Origin of the sequence: Mycobacterium sp. ITM-2016-00316, assembly GCF_002968335.2 — a bacterium.
Taxonomy (GTDB): Bacteria; Actinomycetota; Actinomycetes; order Mycobacteriales; family Mycobacteriaceae; genus Mycobacterium.
Map to the genome: position 1 here is coordinate 2,042,240 of NZ_CP134398.1, position 15,778 is coordinate 2,058,017.

Annotated in this window: 15 protein-coding genes and 1 pseudogene; 11 read left to right on the forward strand and 5 right to left on the reverse strand. The window is 68.7% G+C overall.

Annotated features, from left to right (window positions below):
• Positions 1–4 precede the first annotated feature (4 nt).
• Positions 5–1,750 (forward strand): cytochrome c oxidase subunit I, encoded by a 1,746-nt coding sequence (gene ctaD, locus C6A86_RS09765; protein ID WP_105363538.1) that lies wholly within the window; start codon positions 5–7, stop codon positions 1,748–1,750.
• Between the two features lie 74 nt (positions 1,751–1,824).
• Positions 1,825–3,091 (forward strand): annotated as a pseudogene (gene serB / locus C6A86_RS09770) (phosphoserine phosphatase SerB).
• On the opposite strand, the gene C6A86_RS09775 reads toward serB, so the two are convergent.
• Positions 3,088–4,536 carry a PLP-dependent aminotransferase family protein gene (locus C6A86_RS09775; protein WP_311101098.1) on the reverse strand — a complete coding sequence of 483 codons (1,449 nt, stop codon included), beginning with the start codon at positions 4,534–4,536 and terminating at the stop codon, positions 3,088–3,090. The pseudogene serB and the gene C6A86_RS09775 overlap by 4 nt on opposite strands.
• 62 nt (positions 4,537–4,598) lie before the next feature.
• Between C6A86_RS09775 and C6A86_RS09780 the strand changes: the two genes are divergently transcribed.
• The 8 genes from C6A86_RS09780 to C6A86_RS09815 all read left to right on the forward strand — a co-directional run bounded on the left by C6A86_RS09780 (position 4,599) and on the right by C6A86_RS09815 (position 10,925).
• Entirely contained in the window at positions 4,599–4,742 is a 144-nt protein-coding gene (locus C6A86_RS09780; RefSeq protein WP_199196023.1) for a hypothetical protein, read from the forward strand.
• Positions 4,739–5,506, forward strand: a complete 768-nt coding sequence (locus C6A86_RS09785) for a YitT family protein (protein WP_396835010.1) — start codon at positions 4,739–4,741, stop codon at positions 5,504–5,506. Before C6A86_RS09780 ends, C6A86_RS09785 begins: the two co-directional genes overlap by 4 nt.
• Positions 5,467–6,306, forward strand: coding sequence for an ABC transporter ATP-binding protein (locus C6A86_RS09790; RefSeq protein WP_311101099.1), 840 nt, complete (start codon positions 5,467–5,469; stop codon positions 6,304–6,306). The genes C6A86_RS09785 and C6A86_RS09790 overlap by 40 nt, the downstream gene beginning before the upstream one ends.
• A complete protein-coding gene (locus C6A86_RS09795; protein ID WP_105362979.1) occupies positions 6,303–7,145 on the forward strand; it encodes an NUDIX hydrolase in 843 nt (280 codons plus the stop codon). Before C6A86_RS09790 ends, C6A86_RS09795 begins: the two co-directional genes overlap by 4 nt.
• Complete coding sequence (locus C6A86_RS09800) at positions 7,142–7,951, forward strand: enoyl-CoA hydratase-related protein (RefSeq protein ID WP_105362980.1); 810 nt, start codon at positions 7,142–7,144, stop codon at positions 7,949–7,951. Before C6A86_RS09795 ends, C6A86_RS09800 begins: the two co-directional genes overlap by 4 nt.
• 9 nt (positions 7,952–7,960) lie before the next feature.
• Positions 7,961–8,959: a class I SAM-dependent methyltransferase gene (locus C6A86_RS09805; protein WP_105362981.1), complete on the forward strand. Its 999-nt coding sequence runs from the start codon at positions 7,961–7,963 to the stop codon at positions 8,957–8,959.
• A gap of 27 nt (positions 8,960–8,986) precedes the next feature.
• Positions 8,987–10,156, forward strand: a complete 1,170-nt coding sequence (locus tag C6A86_RS09810) for a THUMP-like domain-containing protein (protein ID WP_199196157.1) — start codon at positions 8,987–8,989, stop codon at positions 10,154–10,156.
• Between the two features lie 64 nt (positions 10,157–10,220).
• Complete coding sequence (locus C6A86_RS09815; RefSeq protein WP_105362982.1) at positions 10,221–10,925, forward strand: esterase; 705 nt, start codon at positions 10,221–10,223, stop codon at positions 10,923–10,925.
• A gap of 12 nt (positions 10,926–10,937) precedes the next feature.
• On the opposite strand, the gene C6A86_RS09820 is transcribed toward C6A86_RS09815, so the two are convergent.
• Positions 10,938–12,227: a PQQ-binding-like beta-propeller repeat protein gene (locus C6A86_RS09820; RefSeq protein ID WP_105362983.1), complete on the reverse strand. Its 1,290-nt coding sequence runs from the start codon at positions 12,225–12,227 to the stop codon at positions 10,938–10,940.
• 47 nt (positions 12,228–12,274) lie between these two features.
• Here C6A86_RS09820 and C6A86_RS09825 point away from each other — a divergent pair, with 47 nt between their 5' ends.
• The gene (locus tag C6A86_RS09825) at positions 12,275–13,012 is read left to right on the forward strand and encodes an acyltransferase (protein WP_105362984.1); all 738 of its coding nucleotides are present in this window, start codon (positions 12,275–12,277) and stop codon (positions 13,010–13,012) included.
• On the opposite strand, the gene C6A86_RS09830 is transcribed toward C6A86_RS09825, so the two are convergent.
• From C6A86_RS09830 to C6A86_RS09840, 3 genes are all read right to left on the reverse strand, one after another.
• On the reverse strand, positions 13,013–13,807 hold the full coding sequence (locus C6A86_RS09830) for an SRPBCC domain-containing protein (protein ID WP_105362985.1): 795 nt from the start codon (positions 13,805–13,807) through the stop codon (positions 13,013–13,015).
• On the reverse strand, positions 13,791–14,408 hold the full coding sequence (locus C6A86_RS09835; RefSeq protein ID WP_105362986.1) for a helix-turn-helix domain-containing protein: 618 nt from the start codon (positions 14,406–14,408) through the stop codon (positions 13,791–13,793). Before C6A86_RS09835 ends, C6A86_RS09830 begins: the two co-directional genes overlap by 17 nt.
• 120 nt (positions 14,409–14,528) lie before the next feature.
• Positions 14,529–15,758: a glycosyltransferase family 4 protein gene (locus C6A86_RS09840; RefSeq protein WP_105362995.1), complete on the reverse strand. Its 1,230-nt coding sequence runs from the start codon at positions 15,756–15,758 to the stop codon at positions 14,529–14,531.
• Positions 15,759–15,778: the final 20 nt, after the last annotated feature.

Below are 15,778 nucleotides of genomic sequence, written 5' to 3' on the forward strand. Positions count from 1 at the left end.
TCTGTTGGTAGCCGAAGCGCCCCCAATCGGAGAACTCGAGGCACGGCGTCCGTTCCCGCAGCGGATGGGCCCCAAGGGCAACCTCATCTACAAGCTGATCACCACGACCGATCACAAGCTGATCGGCATGATGTACTGCGTCGCCTGCTTCATCTTCTTCTTCATCGGCGGCCTGATGGCGCTGCTGATGCGCACCGAACTCGCGGTGCCGGGCCTGCAGTTCCTGTCCAACGAGCAGTACAACCAGCTGTTCACCATGCACGGCACGGTGATGCTGCTCTTCTACGCGACCCCGATCGTGTTCGGCTTCGCGAACCTGGTGCTGCCCCTGCAGATCGGTGCCCCCGACGTCGCCTTCCCGCGGCTGAACGCCTTCTCCTTCTGGCTGTTCCTGTTCGGCGCCCTGATCGCCATGGGTGGCTTCATCACCCCCGGCGGTGCCGCCGACTTCGGTTGGACCGCCTACTCGCCGCTGACCGATGCCATTCACTCCCCGGGCGCCGGCGGCGACCTGTGGATCATGGGCTTGGCCGTCGGTGGTCTGGGCACCATCCTCGGTGGCGTCAACATGATCACCACGGTGGTCTGCATGCGTGCCCCCGGTATGACCATGTTCCGGATGCCGATCTTCACCTGGAACATCCTGGTGACCTCGATCCTGGTGCTGCTGGCCTTCCCGCTGCTGACCGCCGCACTGTTCGGTCTGGCCGCCGACCGTCATCTCGGCGCACACATCTATGACCCGGCCAACGGGGGTGTGTTGCTGTGGCAGCACCTGTTCTGGTTCTTCGGGCACCCCGAGGTGTACATCATCGCGCTGCCGTTCTTCGGCATCGTCTCGGAGATCTTCCCGGTGTTCAGCCGTAAACCGATCTTCGGGTACACCACCCTGATCTACGCGACGCTGGGCATCGCGGCGCTGTCGGTGGCCGTGTGGGCACACCACATGTACGCCACGGGTGCGGTGCTGCTGCCGTTCTTCAGCTTCATGACCTTCCTGATCGCGGTGCCGACCGGTATCAAGTTCTTCAACTGGATCGGCACGATGTGGAAGGGGCAGTTGACCTTCGAGACACCGATGTTGTTCTCGGTGGGCTTCCTGGTCACCTTCCTGCTCGGTGGACTGTCCGGTGTGCTGCTGGCCAGCCCGCCGCTGGACTTCCACGTCACCGACAGCTACTTCGTCATCGCGCACTTCCACTACGTGCTCTTCGGCACCATCGTGTTCGCCACCTACGCGGGCATCTACTTCTGGTTCCCGAAAATGACCGGCCGGTTGCTCGACGAGCGCCTGGGCAAGCTGCACTTCTGGCTGACCTTCATCGGCTTCCACCTCACCTTCCTGGTGCAGCACTGGGTGGGTGACGAGGGTATGCCGCGTCGTTACGCCGACTACCTGGCCAGTGACGGGTTCACCACGCTGAACGTCATCTCCACCGCGGGCGCGTTCCTGCTGGGCATCTCGACGCTGCCGTTCGTCTGGAACGTCTTCAAGAGCTGGCGTTACGGCGAGCCGGTCGTGGTCGACGACCCGTGGGGCTACGGCAACTCCCTGGAGTGGGCCACCAGCTGCCCGCCGCCGCGGCACAACTTCACCGAGCTGCCCCGGATCCGTTCGGAGCGTCCGGCCTTCGAGCTGCACTACCCGCACATGGTGGAGCGGATGCGTGCCGAAGCGCACATCGGCCGGGCCCACGGACCCGACGACGGTGACGTGACCAGAATCGATGACGTCGAAGTCCGCAGCTGATCTGACGCTCACCTGACCCATAGTCGCGCGTTCGTGGTCAAACGCCGATCTCGAGGCATCAAACGGAGGTGAGTGTGCCGACGGCCTCGCAGTCAGTCGACCCCTCGCGCAAGCGTTCATCGTTGTTGATCACCGTCAGCGGCGTGGACCAGCCCGGCGTGACGTCCGCACTTTTCGAGGTGCTCTCGCGGCACCACGTGGAGCTGCTCAACGTCGAACAGGTCGTCATCCGCGGCCGGCTCACCCTCGGTGTGCTGGTGTCGGTGGATTCCAAGGTCGCCGACGGCGCCGAGTTCGACGGCGAAGTCCGCGCCGCCATCCACGGGGTGGGCCTGGACGTCGAGATCGAGCGCAGCGACGACAAGCCGGTGCTGGAGGGGCCCTCCACCCACACCATCGTGGTGCTGGGTCGGCCCATCACTGCCGAGGCGTTCGGTGTGGTGGCCCATGAGGTCGCGGCCCTCGGGGTCAACATCGACGCCATCCGCGGTGTGTCCGACTATCCGGTCACCGGTCTGGAACTGCGCGTCTCGGTACCCCCGGGCGGTGCGACCTACGTGCAGTTGCAGAACGTGATGGCGCGCTCCGCCGTCACGCTCGGTGTCGACATCGCGCTGGAGGACTACAGCCTGTCGCGGCGCACCAAGCGGCTGATCGTGTTCGATGTCGACTCCACGCTGATCCAGGGCGAGGTCATCGAGATGCTGGCCGACCGGGCGGGTGCACTCGCTGCGGTCGCCGAGGTCACCGAGGCCGCGATGCGCGGTGAACTGGACTTCGCCGAGTCGTTGCACAAGCGGGTGGCGACGTTGGCGGGCCTGCCCGCCGAGGTGCTCGACGAGGTGGCCGACCAGATCGAGCTGACCCCCGGCGCCAGAACCACCATCCGGACGTTGCGGCGGCTGGGCTATCACTGCGGCATCGTCTCCGGTGGCTTCCGTCAGGTGATCGAGCCGCTGGCCCACGACCTGATGATGGATTTCGTGGCCGCCAACGAGCTCGAAGATCGTCGACGGCAAGCTCACCGGTCGGGTGGTGGGCCAGGTCATCGACCGGCCCGGGAAGGCCAAGGCGCTGCGTGATTTCGCGCAGCAGGTCGGCGTGCCGATGGAGCAGACCGTGGCCGTCGGTGACGGCGCGAACGATATCGACATGCTGTCGGCGGCCGGGCTCGGGGTGGCGTTCAATGCCAAACCGGCGCTGCGGGAGGTTGCCGATGCCTCACTGAGCCATCCGTACCTGGACACCGTGCTGTTCATCCTCGGGGTGACCCGCGGTGAGATCGAGGCCGCCGACGCGGTCGACGGGACGGCGCGCCGGGTGGAGATCCCGGAGTACTAAACGACCACCGCCGTGCGGGTTTCGCCGGTGACGGCGCTCCCGGTGATGGACTGCCAGGCCCGCGCCATCAGATCGACGGCGGCTTCGAGCTGCGGTTCGGGCAGCGCGTAGGGCACCCGGATGAATCGTTCCAGGGTGCCGTCGACCCCGAACCGCGGCCCGGCGGGTAGATCCAGTCCCAACCGCGATGCCGCCGCGGACAGTGCGGTGCTCATCGGCACGGGCAGTTGCACCCACAGCGACATCCCGCCGCGGCCGGGGCCGGGCCGCCAGTCGGGTAGCCGGCGGGCGAGCAGGTCGATGAGGAAGGCCCGCCGGGCCAGCAGCAACTCGCGGCGCTCCGGCAGTACGTCGTCGCGGATCTGCAGGAGCTTTGCCGCGGCGAGTTGTTCGAGAATGGGAGTGCCCAGGTCGACCGAGGCGCGGTGCGCCGCGATGGTGGCCAGGGTGGCCGGTTCGGCCCGGATCCAGCCGATACGCAGGCCGCCCCAGAACGATTTGGACATCGAACCGATGGTGAGCACCAGGTCGTGTCGGGACGGCACGGCGGCGGCCAGCGGCGCAGGCGGTTCCTCGTCGATCCACATGTCCAGGATGGACTCGTCGACGATGGTACGGGTCCTGGTCTCGGAGATGATGTGGCCCAGTCGGTTTCGTTCCTGAGGCGGCATGGTGAATCCGGTGGGATTGTGATTGTCGGGGATGACGTAAGCCAGTACCGGGGCCAGTTGGCGGATCGCGGAGTGCAGAGCGTCGAGCTCCCAGCCATTCTCGTTGAGCGCCACCGGTACCGCGCGTGCCCCCGAAGTCGAGATGCAGGACAGCGCCCCGTGATAGCTGGGCTGCTCGACGAGCACCCGGTCTCCCGGCTGAGTGAACGCCGCCAAGATCAGGCCGATGGCGTGTTGGGCACCGCTGGTGATCATGATCTGTGCCGGGTCGGTGGGGAGTCCACGCGCGCAATATCTTTCGGCCACCGCGGTGCGCAGCGCGCAGACGCCGGTGAGTTCGTGGCCCGTTTCGGCAAGATACGGCGCGATGTCGTGGGCGGCATCGGCGAAGGCCTCCAGCACGGCGGCACCCGGCGCGGACAGCGCGGCGGCGGCAAGGCTCATGGTCGGTGCGCCGGTCGCGGCGGGAATCTGCGGTCGCGGCGGTAGGGAAGCGGTGCTGCGGGCGCCGCGGCGGGCATTGAGGTAGCCGTCCTCGCGCAGGGCGTTGAACGCGGCGGTGACCGTGGTCCGCGAGACCCGCAGCACATCGGCCAGCGCCCGCTCACTGGGCAGCCGCGATCCCACCGGGACGCGGCCGTCGACGATGAGCAGCCGGATGGCGTCGGCCAGCCCCAGGTAGGCCGGACCAGTCAAACTGGTCGTGCGCCAGTTGCCCAGTTCGCGGGCCAATAAGTCCACATCGAGCGCTCTTGTTCCCATATCGCTAGACATTGAGGCCAGTATCCGCCAACTGGCTATTGATTGGCAAGCCACATGACCATGATCATCGAGTCATGAGGAAGAACTGGATATCTCGAGTGGCGGGGAAGTACCGGCGGTCCGGCACCTACAACAGTCGTGCCATCGACAGCGCCGATGCCCGCCGGGTGCACGGCGAACTGGACGCGATCCGCGCCCGCTTCCCCGACCACGCATGACCACCAGACTGACCCGCGGAGCTGAATCAACTCCCCGGGTCGCTGCGCTCCTGCCCGCCGGACTACTCCTGTCAGGCCTGACCGGCTACGGCTTCTCCATGGCCATGATGGTCCAGGCCGGACTCGGACTGGACCCGTGGGATGTCTTTCACCAGGGCCTGAGCCGGCACACCGGGATGACCATCGGCCTCGCCTCGGCGGTGGTCGGGGTGGTGGTGTTGCTGGCCTGGATCCCGCTGCGCAACCGTCCGGGCATCGGCACCATCGCCAACGTCATCGTCATCGCGGTCACCGTCGACATCGGTATCGCCGTGCTGCCCGCCCCCGACGACATCGGGCTGCGGGTCCCGATGATGCTGGGCGCGGTGCTGCTGAACGCCGTCAGCACCGTGCTCTACATCGGTGCCGGGCTCGGCCCCGGCCCTCGTGACGGACTGATGACCGGACTGGTGGCGCGCACCGGGCTGTCGGTGCGGCTGGTCCGCACCCTCATCGAGGCCACCGTGCTGACCGCGGGGTGGCTGCTCGGCGGCACCGTCGGTGTCGGGACGGTCATCTACGCGTTCGGGATCGGCCCACTGGTGCAACTGATCCTGCGGTACATGCCGCGGCGGCTGCTCTTCCACGACTTCGGCGCAGCCGGGCGAGCGGAGCGACGGGAAGAGGCACCGGGCGGTGGTGGGCGGCGCCGTGTGGCCGGGGGCGACGACACTACGATGAGCGGGTGCCAGCAGACGAGCCCGTTGCAGACCCCGACCTGCTGATCGATTTTGCCAAGGTCACCCTGCGCCGTGGGGGTAAGACGCTGGTCGGGCCCATCAACTGGGCCGTCGAACTCGACGAGCGCTGGGTGGTGATCGGTCCGAACGGGGCGGGCAAGACCTCACTGCTGAGGATGGCTGCCGCCATCGAGCACCCGTCCTCGGGCACCGCGTTCGTGCTCGGCGAGCGACTCGGGCGCACCGACATGTCAGAGCTGCGGTCCCGGGTCGGGCTGAGCAGTTCGGCGCTGAGCCAACGGATTCCCGACGACGAGATCGTCCGTGACCTGGTGGTGTCGGCCGGGTACGCGGTGCTGGGCCGCTGGCGGGAAAAGTACGACGACGTCGACTACGAGCAGGCCGTCGACATGCTGGAAAGCCTGGGCGCCGAGCATCTGGCCGAACGCACCTACGGCACGCTGTCCGAGGGGGAGCGCAAACGGGTGCTGATCGCCCGCTCGCTGATGACCGATCCGGAACTGCTGCTGCTCGACGAGCCCGCCGCCGGACTGGACCTCGGCGGCCGCGAGGAACTGGTCTCCCGGTTGGCCGATCTGGCCGCCGACCCCGACGCACCGGCCATCGTGCTGGTCACCCACCACGTCGAGGAGATCCCGCCCGGGTTCAGCCACTGCCTGCTGCTCTCGGAGGGCAGCGTGGTCGGTGCCGGGCTGCTGACCGATGTGCTGACCGCGGAGAATCTGTCCACGGCGTTCGGGCAGTCGATCGCGCTGGACTACATCGACGGCCGGTATTTCGCGCGGCGCACCCGTAGCCGCGCTGCGCACAGGAGGCGAGCATGACCGACACTGCTGACCCGTTGGTGCCCCGGCCCGCCTCCACGGTGATGCTGCTGCGCGATCAGGGCACCCCGGACTCACTGGAGATCTTCCTGATGCGCAGGCACTCGGCGATGGACTTCGTCGCGGGGGTGATGGTGTTCCCCGGCGGCGGCGTCGACGAGCGCGATCGGGGAACCAACATTTCCTGGTACGGCCCCGAACCCACCTGGTGGGCCGAACGCCTCAACGTCGATGTCGACCTGGCCGAGGCCCTGGTGTGCGCCGCGGCCCGGGAGACCTTCGAGGAGTCGGGTGTGCTGTTCGCCGGGGCCGCCGACGACTCCGACATCCTCGTCGACGACGCATCGGTGTACCGCGAGCAGCGCGCGGCGCTGGCCAACAACTCGCTGTCCTTCGCGGACTTCCTGCGCGCCGAGAAGCTGGTCCTGCGCGCCGATCTGCTGCGGCCGTGGGCCAACTGGGTCACCCCCAAGGAGGAGCGCACCCGCCGCTACGACACGTATTTCTTCGTCGGCGCCATTCCGGACGGCCAACTCGCCGATGGGGAGAACACCGAGAGCGACCGTGCGTTCTGGTCCACCCCGCAGGCCGCGCTCGACGAGTTCGCCGAGGGCCGGTCCTTCCTGCTGCCGCCCACCTGGTCACAGCTCGACTCGGTCAACGGACGCAGCGTGGCCGACGTCCTCGCCACCGAACGCCGGATCGTGGCGATGGAGCCGAGCCTGAGCGCGGACAAGGGGACCGGCGACTGGGACATCGAGTTCTTCGACGGCGCCCGCTACAACGAGGCCCGCAACCGGCGCGCCCCGGACGGCTACCGGGGCGCGAAAAGCACATGAGCGAATTCGTCGGCACCGCGAGCGGCGGTGAATTCGTCGCCACCGCGAGCAGCGGTGAATTCGTCACCGCCGTCGTCACCGAGGGGATCGGCACCCTGGTGCTGTCCCGACCGCCCAGCAACGCGCTGACCCGGCAGATGTACCGCGAGATCGAGGCGGTGGCCGCTGGCCTCGGCGGCCGCGACGATGTCGGCGCCGTGATCGTGTTCGGCGGCCACGAGGTCTTCAGTGCCGGGGACGACGTGTCGGAGCTGCGCCGTCTCGGCGCCGCCGATGCCGAGAGCGTCACCGCGGCCTGCCGGGCCGCGCTGGACGCGGTCGCGGCCATCCCGAAGCCGACCGTGGCCGCGGTCACCGGCTACGCGCTGGGTTCCGGGCTGGCACTCGCCCTGGCCGCGGACTGGCGGATCTCCGGGGACAACATCAAGGTGGGCGTCACCGAGGTGCTCGCCGGGCTGCTGCCCGCCGCCGGGGCCGACCGGCTGGTCGCTACCGTCGGCGCCGCCCGGGCCAAGGAGCTGGTGTTCAGCGGCCGGTTCGTCGGCGCCGACGAGGCCCTGGCCCTCGGTCTGGTCGACGAGCTGGTGGCCCCGGACGGTGTCTACGACGCCGCGCTGAGCTGGGCGCGCCGGCACGCCGAGGCGCCCGGATACGTGCTCGCCGGAGCCAAGGCAATGATCAATGCCGCCGGTGCTGTGCCCAATGTCGCTGGTGCGGTGCCCAATGTCGCTGGTGCGGTGGTCGACGTCCCAGGTGAAGGGGTACGCCGCTACGTCGAGGTCTTCGAGGCGACCATCGGCAGTTAGGCTGCCCATATGACGAGCACGGACCATACGCCCCACGTCGACGCCGACGCGGAGCTCACACCGAATCCGCACGCCACCGCCGAGCAGGTCGAAGCCGCGCTGAAGGACACCAAGCTGGCCCAGATCCTCTATCACGACTGGGAAGCCGAGACCTACGACGACAAGTGGTCGATCTCCTATGACCAGCGCTGCATCGACTACGCGCGCGGTCGCTTCGACGCCATCGTCCCCGACGAGGTGCAGCGCGAACTGCCCTACGACCGGGCGCTCGAGCTGGGCTGCGGCACCGGATTCTTCCTGCTCAACCTGATCCAGGCCGGGGTGGCCCGGCGCGGCTCGGTCACCGACCTGTCCCCGGGCATGGTCAAGGTCGCCACCCGCAACGGGCAGGGCCTGGGACTCGATATCGACGGCAAGGTCGCCGACGCCGAGGGCATCCCCTATGAGGACAACACCTTCGACCTGGTGGTCGGTCACGCCGTGCTGCACCACATCCCCGATGTGGAGAAGTCGCTGCGCGAGGTGGTGCGCATCCTCAAGCCGGGTGGCCGCTTCGTCTTCGCCGGCGAACCCACCAGTGCCGGCAACGTCTACGCCCGCAACCTGTCCACCCTGACCTGGCGGCTGTCCACCAACATCACCAAGCTGCCCGGCCTGGAGGGCTGGCGGCGTCCGCAGGAGGAACTCGACGAGTCCTCGCGTGCCGCGGCCCTGGAAGCCGTCGTGGACCTGCACACCTTCGATCCCGAGGATCTGGAGCGGATGGCGGCCAATGCCGGCGCCGTCGAGGTGGCCACCGCCAGCGAAGAATTCACCGCCGCGATGCTGGGCTGGCCGATCCGCACCTTCGAGGCCTCGGTGCCTCCGGGCCGGTTGGGCTGGGGCTGGGCCAAATTCGCGTTCAACAGCTGGACGACGCTGAGCTGGGTGGACGCCAACGTGTGGCGCCGGGTCGTGCCCAAGGGCTGGTTCTACAACGTGATGGTCACCGGGGTCAAGCCGTCCTGACGGCGGGCAGGAGCGAAGCGACACAGGGTGGCAGTCCAGTTCGCCGTCGCCGACGTCGCCTACCTGTGTGGCGACGACGGTCGGCGAGCGCTGGCCGAGGTGGCCGGTCTGGGGCTGAGCGGCGCCGGTCAGGTCGCCGATATCGCCTCGGTGCGAACACATTTCGGTGAGCGCACCGCGGTGCTCGTGGAGACGACACTGCTGCGCCGCAAGGCGGCGGCCAAGTTCGGCGATCCGTCGTCGTGGCTGTTCACCGACGATGCGCTGCAGCAGGCCACCGCGGCCGCGGTCGCCGTGCACCGGGCCCGCCGGCTCACCGGCGCGCGGGTGCACGACGTGACCTGCTCGGTCGGTGCCGAACTCGCCGCGTTGCGTCCGGTCGCCGGGCAGTTGCTGGGCAGTGATCTGGACCCGGTGCGACTGGCCATGGCGCGCAACAACGTTCCCGATGTCGCGGTGTGCCGCGCCGATGCGCTGCGCCCGGTCACCCGTGACACCGTGGTGCTGGCCGACCCGGGCCGGCGCAGCGGCGGGCGGCGCCGTTTCGATCCGCGCGCCTACACCCCGCCGCTGGACGAGTTGTTCGACGCCTACCGCGGACGCGATCTGGTCGTGAAGTGCGCGCCCGGAATCGATTTCGATCAGCTCTCCGAGCTCGGTTTCCACGGCGAGGTCGAGGTGTGCTCGCTGGGCGGCAGCGTACGTGAGGCCTGCCTGTGGCCGGCAGGTCTGGCGACACCGGGTGTGCGCCGCCGCGCCACCCTGCTGGACCGCGGTGAGCAGCTCACCGATGCGGATCCCGACGAATGCACCGTCGCCCCGGCGGGGCGCTGGATCGTCGATCCCGATGGTGCGGTGGTGCGCGCCGGTTTGGTGCGCCAGTACGGCACCCGGTACGGGTTGTGGCAGCTCGACCCCGACATCGCGTATCTGTCCGGTGACGAACTCCCGGACGGGGTAAGGGGTTTCGAGGTGCTCGGCGAGATCGGTTTCGACGAGAAGCGGCTGCGCCGCGAACTGACGGCCCGCGACGGTGGTGCGCTCGAAATCCTGGTGCGCGGTCTGGACGTGGATCCCGACGCCCTGCGGCGTCGGCTGAAGTTGCGCGGCGCGACGCCGCACTCGGTGGTCATCACCCGCATCGGCACCGGTGCGGCCGGCCGTGCGGTGGCATTCATTTGTCGGCCGTCCCGATAGCGCCACAGGTACCCTGGCGGGCAGCGGCGCCTGTGCCGCTCCCGGTTCTTGGAGGATCCCCCAGATGCGCGTACCCACCGTTGCCGTATCGGTGCTGGCCGCGGCCGCCACCGCCCTCTCGGGTCTTGCGGGTGCCGCGACGGCGTCGGCCGCGCCGCCCAAATGCGAAGACGTGGGCGCCACCCCCGGACCGGGATTCACCTGTCAGATCCAGCAGACCGATCCGGCCTACACGCTCAACATCAACTTCCCGTCCGATTTCCCGGACCAGAAGGCGGTCATCGACTACGTCAAGCAGACCCGCGACGGATTCCTGAATGTGGCCAAGATGCCCGACTTCCGCGCGATGCCTTACGAGTTGGACACCACCTCGGCGCAGTACAGCTCCGCGGTACCGCCGCGCGGTACGCAATCGGTGGTGTTCACCACCTACCAGAACGTCGGGGGCGCGCACCCGCAGACCTTCTACAAGGCGTTCAGCTGGGATCAGGCCTACCGCAAACCGATCACCTTCGAGAATCTGTTCCGCGCGGGCACCGACCCGTTGCCGGTGATCTTCCCGGTGGTGCAGGCCGACCTGGCCAGGCAGTCCGGCATGCCGGACCCGGTGTTGCCCGAATCCGGTCTGGACCCGGTCAACTACCAGAACTTCGCCATCACCGACGATGCGGTGATCTTCTTCTTCGGTCAGGGCGAACTGTTGCCGGAAGCGGCCGGAGCCGTCCAGGTATCGGTGCCGCGGGCGACCGTCGCCCCGCTGCTCGCCTGATCCCCGCGAAGGCTAAGGGGGCGCGAACCCGTAGACCTGGCCGTCGCTGGTCGCGGCCACCACCCGGCCGTCATGGCCGATCGAGACCCCGACCGGCGCGCCGGTGGCATCGGGCAGCGGATAGCGGTTGACGGTGCCGCCCTCGATGGGGTCGAACACCAGCAGCGCCTGCCCCCGCTCGCCGTCGCGGACCACCGTGTAGCCGATGTCCTCACCGGCTCGGCTCGACGTCGACAGCGGCTCCACATCCGCACGTGTCCAGACGATCTCACCGGTATCGGTGATACCGGTCAGCTGTGCGCCGGGGCCGCCGCCGGCAACGATGACGCCCTCGGCGGACACCGAGGGCGGCGTCTGCGGCTGATACCCGAGCTCCACCGACCATTTCGGGGTGCCGTCGGCGGTGTCGAGGGCCCACAACCGTCCGTCGCGGCCGTTGACGTAGGCGGTGGTGCCGTCGGCGGACAGCGCCGGGCTGGCGAGGGGACCCCCGCCGACCGCCTCGCTGGTCCACTCGCGGCTCAGGATCGGGGTCTGGTCCGGTCGGTACCGCAGGCCGACGAGCACGGGGGCCTGCGCGCCCGGCTCCCACAGCCCGACCACCACGATCCCGGTCTGCGCACCGAACGCGGGTGCGGCCGAGATCGGGCATTCCCGGCGGGACGCCGCGCAGTCGGCGAGACCGCGATCGGAGTCGGTGGGATCCACCCCGGCCACCAGATCCAGCGACGTGCCCACGACGGTGCCCTTGTGCGCGTCGAATACCAGCACCTGACCCAGATGGGTCAGGACGAGCAACTGGCCCGGCGACAGCAGCCGCGGCGTGGTCGGCATCCCGATCACCGGCTGACGCCACCGGATCCACTGGGTGGGCGGGTAGGACATTATGGCGCCGGGCTGGCCGATGTAGAGATTGTCGAAATCGTCGAACAGCGGGCTGGACAACGCGCCGCCCTGCCACAACCGGGTGCACCAGCGCTGGCGGGCGTTGTTGTCGGTCTCCCAGACCATCAGCGAGCACCCGGCGGGGGTCTGGCCGTTGACGGCGAGATAGCTGCCTGATCCCAGCGCGGCCTGGGCGCCGAGCTCGCCCTTGACCGAGCGTTCCCAGTCCGGCGCGAGCGCCTGCGCCCCGTCGATGGGCCGGTAGCTGCTGTTGGCGGCGTCGGCGTACTGGGCCGCCCACCCGATCGACGGGTGGGCCTCGACCCACGAATCGGTGTTTGCGCAGGAACTGACGGTCAGCGCCGCGATTCCCAGCACGGCAGCAAGCCGGCGCACAGTTCCTCCTCGAGCAGGCATCGAGGTCCGAGACTAGCCCGTGTCGGGCTCGCGTAGGCTGACCGGCCATGACGACGATGTGGGGCGCGCCGTTACACAAGAGGTGGCGTGGTTCGCGCTTGGGTGATCCGCGTCAGGCGCAGTTTCTGACCCGCGACTCGCTGCGCTGGGTGCTGGCCAACAAGGCGTACACGCCGTGGTACCTGGTGCGCTACTGGCGGTTGCTGAAGTTCAAGCTGCGCAACCCGCACATCATCACCCGCGGCATGGTGTTCCTGGGCAAGGGTGTGGAGATCGAGGCCACCCCGGAACTGTCCACCATGGAGATCGGCCGTTGGGTGCACATCGGGGACAAGAACACCATCCGCTGTCACGAGGGTTCGCTGCGCATCGGCGACAAGGTGGTGCTGGGCCGCGACAACGTCATCAACACCTACCTGGACATCGAACTCGGCGATTCGGTGCTGATGGCCGATTGGTGCTATGTCTGCGATTTCGACCACAAGATGGACAGCCTGGAGTTGCCCATCAAGGACCAGGGCATCGTCAAGAGCCCGGTGCGGATCGGCCCGGACACCTGGGTGGCGGCGAAGGTGAGCGTGCTGCGCGGCACCTCCGTCGGCCGCGGGTGTGTGCTCGGCGCGCACGCGGTGGTCAAGGGGGAGATCCCGGACTTCTCCATCGCGGTCGGTTCGCCGGCGAAGGTGGTCAAGAACCGCAAGGTGGCCTGGGACGCGTCGGCCGCCGAGCGCGCCGAACTGGCCGCGAACCTGGCCGATATCGAACGGAAGAAAGCCGCCCGCTGATCAGCGCAGCGCCCCCTCCAGCAGGGTGCGCCACGCGGGCTCCGCGAGTGCGGCATTGCGCGCCGCGTCGTCGCCGTAGAAGAACGCATTGATTCCGGTGGCGGTCTGACCGCCGGGAGCACAGATGCCGAACATCACCGCGCCCGCGGTCGGTTCGGCCAACCGGGCCACCAGGTAGCGCTGTTTCTCGTCCTGATACACCCGGTCCACGAGACCGACGAAATCGTCCTGTGCGGGGTGCAGCGTGCGCAGGTCACCGACGTCGGCGGCGTCCAGCCCGAACGCGGCCAGCATCAACTTCCACGCCTCGGGCTGGGGCATGTCCCCGGTGGCGGCGAGGTGAAATGTCACCGCCGGCTTACCGGCGAAGTGCGCGAGATAGTTGTGCAGCACCGCGAAGTGACCGGGCCAGCCCGATTCGAAGCCCTCGATCTGGTCATCCCAGTCGGCGCTCTCGGTGAACAGTGAGTGCACCATCCGGATGACACAGTGGTCCCCGGAGCGCGCGGTGACGGTGATCTCGGTGACCACCGGCGGCGCGTCGTCACACCAGTCGCGTTCGACGTAGCCGAACCGGTGTGGCGGTTCCCATTGCGTCACTTCGCCGCTGGAGGAACCGTTGGGCCCGAAATCGAATTCGAGGGGGCCGCCGACCTTCTCGTCGATGGCGGTCCTGGTGAACCAGGCCGTGTTCCCGGGTCCCGTGGCAACGGCCTGCCACACCTGTTCCGGAGTGCCGGGCACCACCAGTTGCAGTTCCACCCAGCGTTTTTCGTCGTCATGGTGCACGGGCATCTCGGCGCTCCTGATTCTCGTCGGTCGACGGCGCGGGATAGGACGCGACGAACAGACGATGGGGCCGTCCGCGCGGTGCCGTCTCGTCGTGGTAGCGGGCCGCGAGTGCCGCGACCGCCTCGGTGAGGTCCCTGGTGAAGAAGGCGCGATCCGCCGGGGACCGGAAGCGGATCGTGGTGTCGATGGACAGTGTGGCCAGGCGTTTGTCGGCTTTGCGTGCCGCCTGCCATATTTCGCCCACCTCGTTGACCACGCGTGCCGCCAGCGCGATGAGGTGGCCGGCGGAGAACCGGTCGTTGGTCTTGTCCACCCGGGCGCCGACCTGACCCAGGGCGCTGGGGGACACCACGTAGGAGGCGGCGCTGGCGACCAGCAGACGTTCGGTCAGCCCGCCCCATTGCCGCTCCTCGGCGACGGCCACCAACCGGTGCCGTTCCAGCGCCCGCAGGTGGTAATTGACCTTCTGACGGGTCAGGCCGACCCGAGCGGCCAGCGTCGCGGCGGACGCCGGCTCGCTCAGCTCGGCCAGCAGCCGCGCACGAACGGGATCGAGCGCGCTGGTTGCGGCCGCCGGGTCGGTGATCACCTCGATCTCGACCATGGTCTCAGTCTGGTCTTGACAAAAAATATTGTCAAGGGCGCCGAAACGCGCGTACCCGGGGTGGCGAAGGGTGCACACACCCCGGGTACGCGTGTTTCGCGGGGCGGGGGTGCGGGTGGGTCAGCCGTAATCCGGCAGGGGGCGTTCCACGATCAGCCGGCGCGGTTGTGGTTGCCGCTCGGCACGTTTGGCGGCCAGATACACCTGGGCGGTGTGGTCGGCGACCGTCGGCCAGGAGAAATCGGAGGTGAGCCGGTCGCGGGCGGCGAGCGCCCGGCGCTGTGCGGCGGCCGGGTCGTCGAGCACCCCGCGCACCGCGGTGGCGAGTGCGGCCACGTTGCGCGGCGGGCAGGACATCCCGGTGACACCGTCGATGACGGCCTCGCCCAGCCCGCCGGCGGTCGAGGTCACCAAGGGGGTACCGGTGGCGGCGGCCTCCAGCGCGACGATGCCGAACGGTTCGTAGTGTGAGGGCAGCACCGCCACGTCGGCCCGGTGCAACAAGGTGACCAGCTGCTGATGGTCCACGCGCCCGATGAACTTCGTCGCCTTGAGCACCTTGTGCTTGCGGGCCTGTTCGGTGAGGAACGCCAGCTGGGTGCCGTCGCCGGCGATGGTCAGTGTGGTGCCCGGGTGCGTCTTGCGGATGCGGGGGAGCGCCGCGATCGCGTCGTGCACGCCCTTCTCGTACTCGAGGCGGCCGAAATAGAGCAGCGCGGCCGGTCCGCCGTGGACCCGGCGAGGCGCGAACGGCCAACCGTCGGTGTCGATCCCGTTCGGGATGACGGTCGTCTCGGACAAGCCCGGGCCGAACAGCGCGTCGATCTCCTCGCGCATGGACGCCGAACACGTGATCAGCGAGTCGGACTCGTGCACCAGCCAGGATTCCAGCGCGTGCACCTGCCGGCTGACCTGCCCCGACACCCAGCCCGAATGCCGTCCCGCCTCGGTGGCGTGGATGGTGGAAACCAGTGGCACATCGAAGAATTCGGCCAGCGCGATGGCGGGATGGGCGACCAGCCAGTCGTGCGCGTGCACCAGGTCGGGCTGCCAGTCGCGCAGGGTCAGGCCGGAGCGGACCATGGCGTGGCCCATTGCCAGCGTCCAGGCCATCATGTCGGTACCGAAGCCGAACTCGTGCGGGTCCTGGGCGGCGGCGATGACGCGCACGCCCTCGGTGACCTCATCGGTCGACGGGTGGGTGCTCGGGTCGGTGCCGGTGGGCCGGCGCGCGAGCACCACGACCTCATGGCCGGCCAGCACGAGTTCGGTGGCCAGGTGGTGCACGTGGCGGCCGAGGCCGCCGATGATCACCGGTGGGTACTCCCAGGACACCATGAGGATCTTCACGGGCATGCACCTTCGACGGG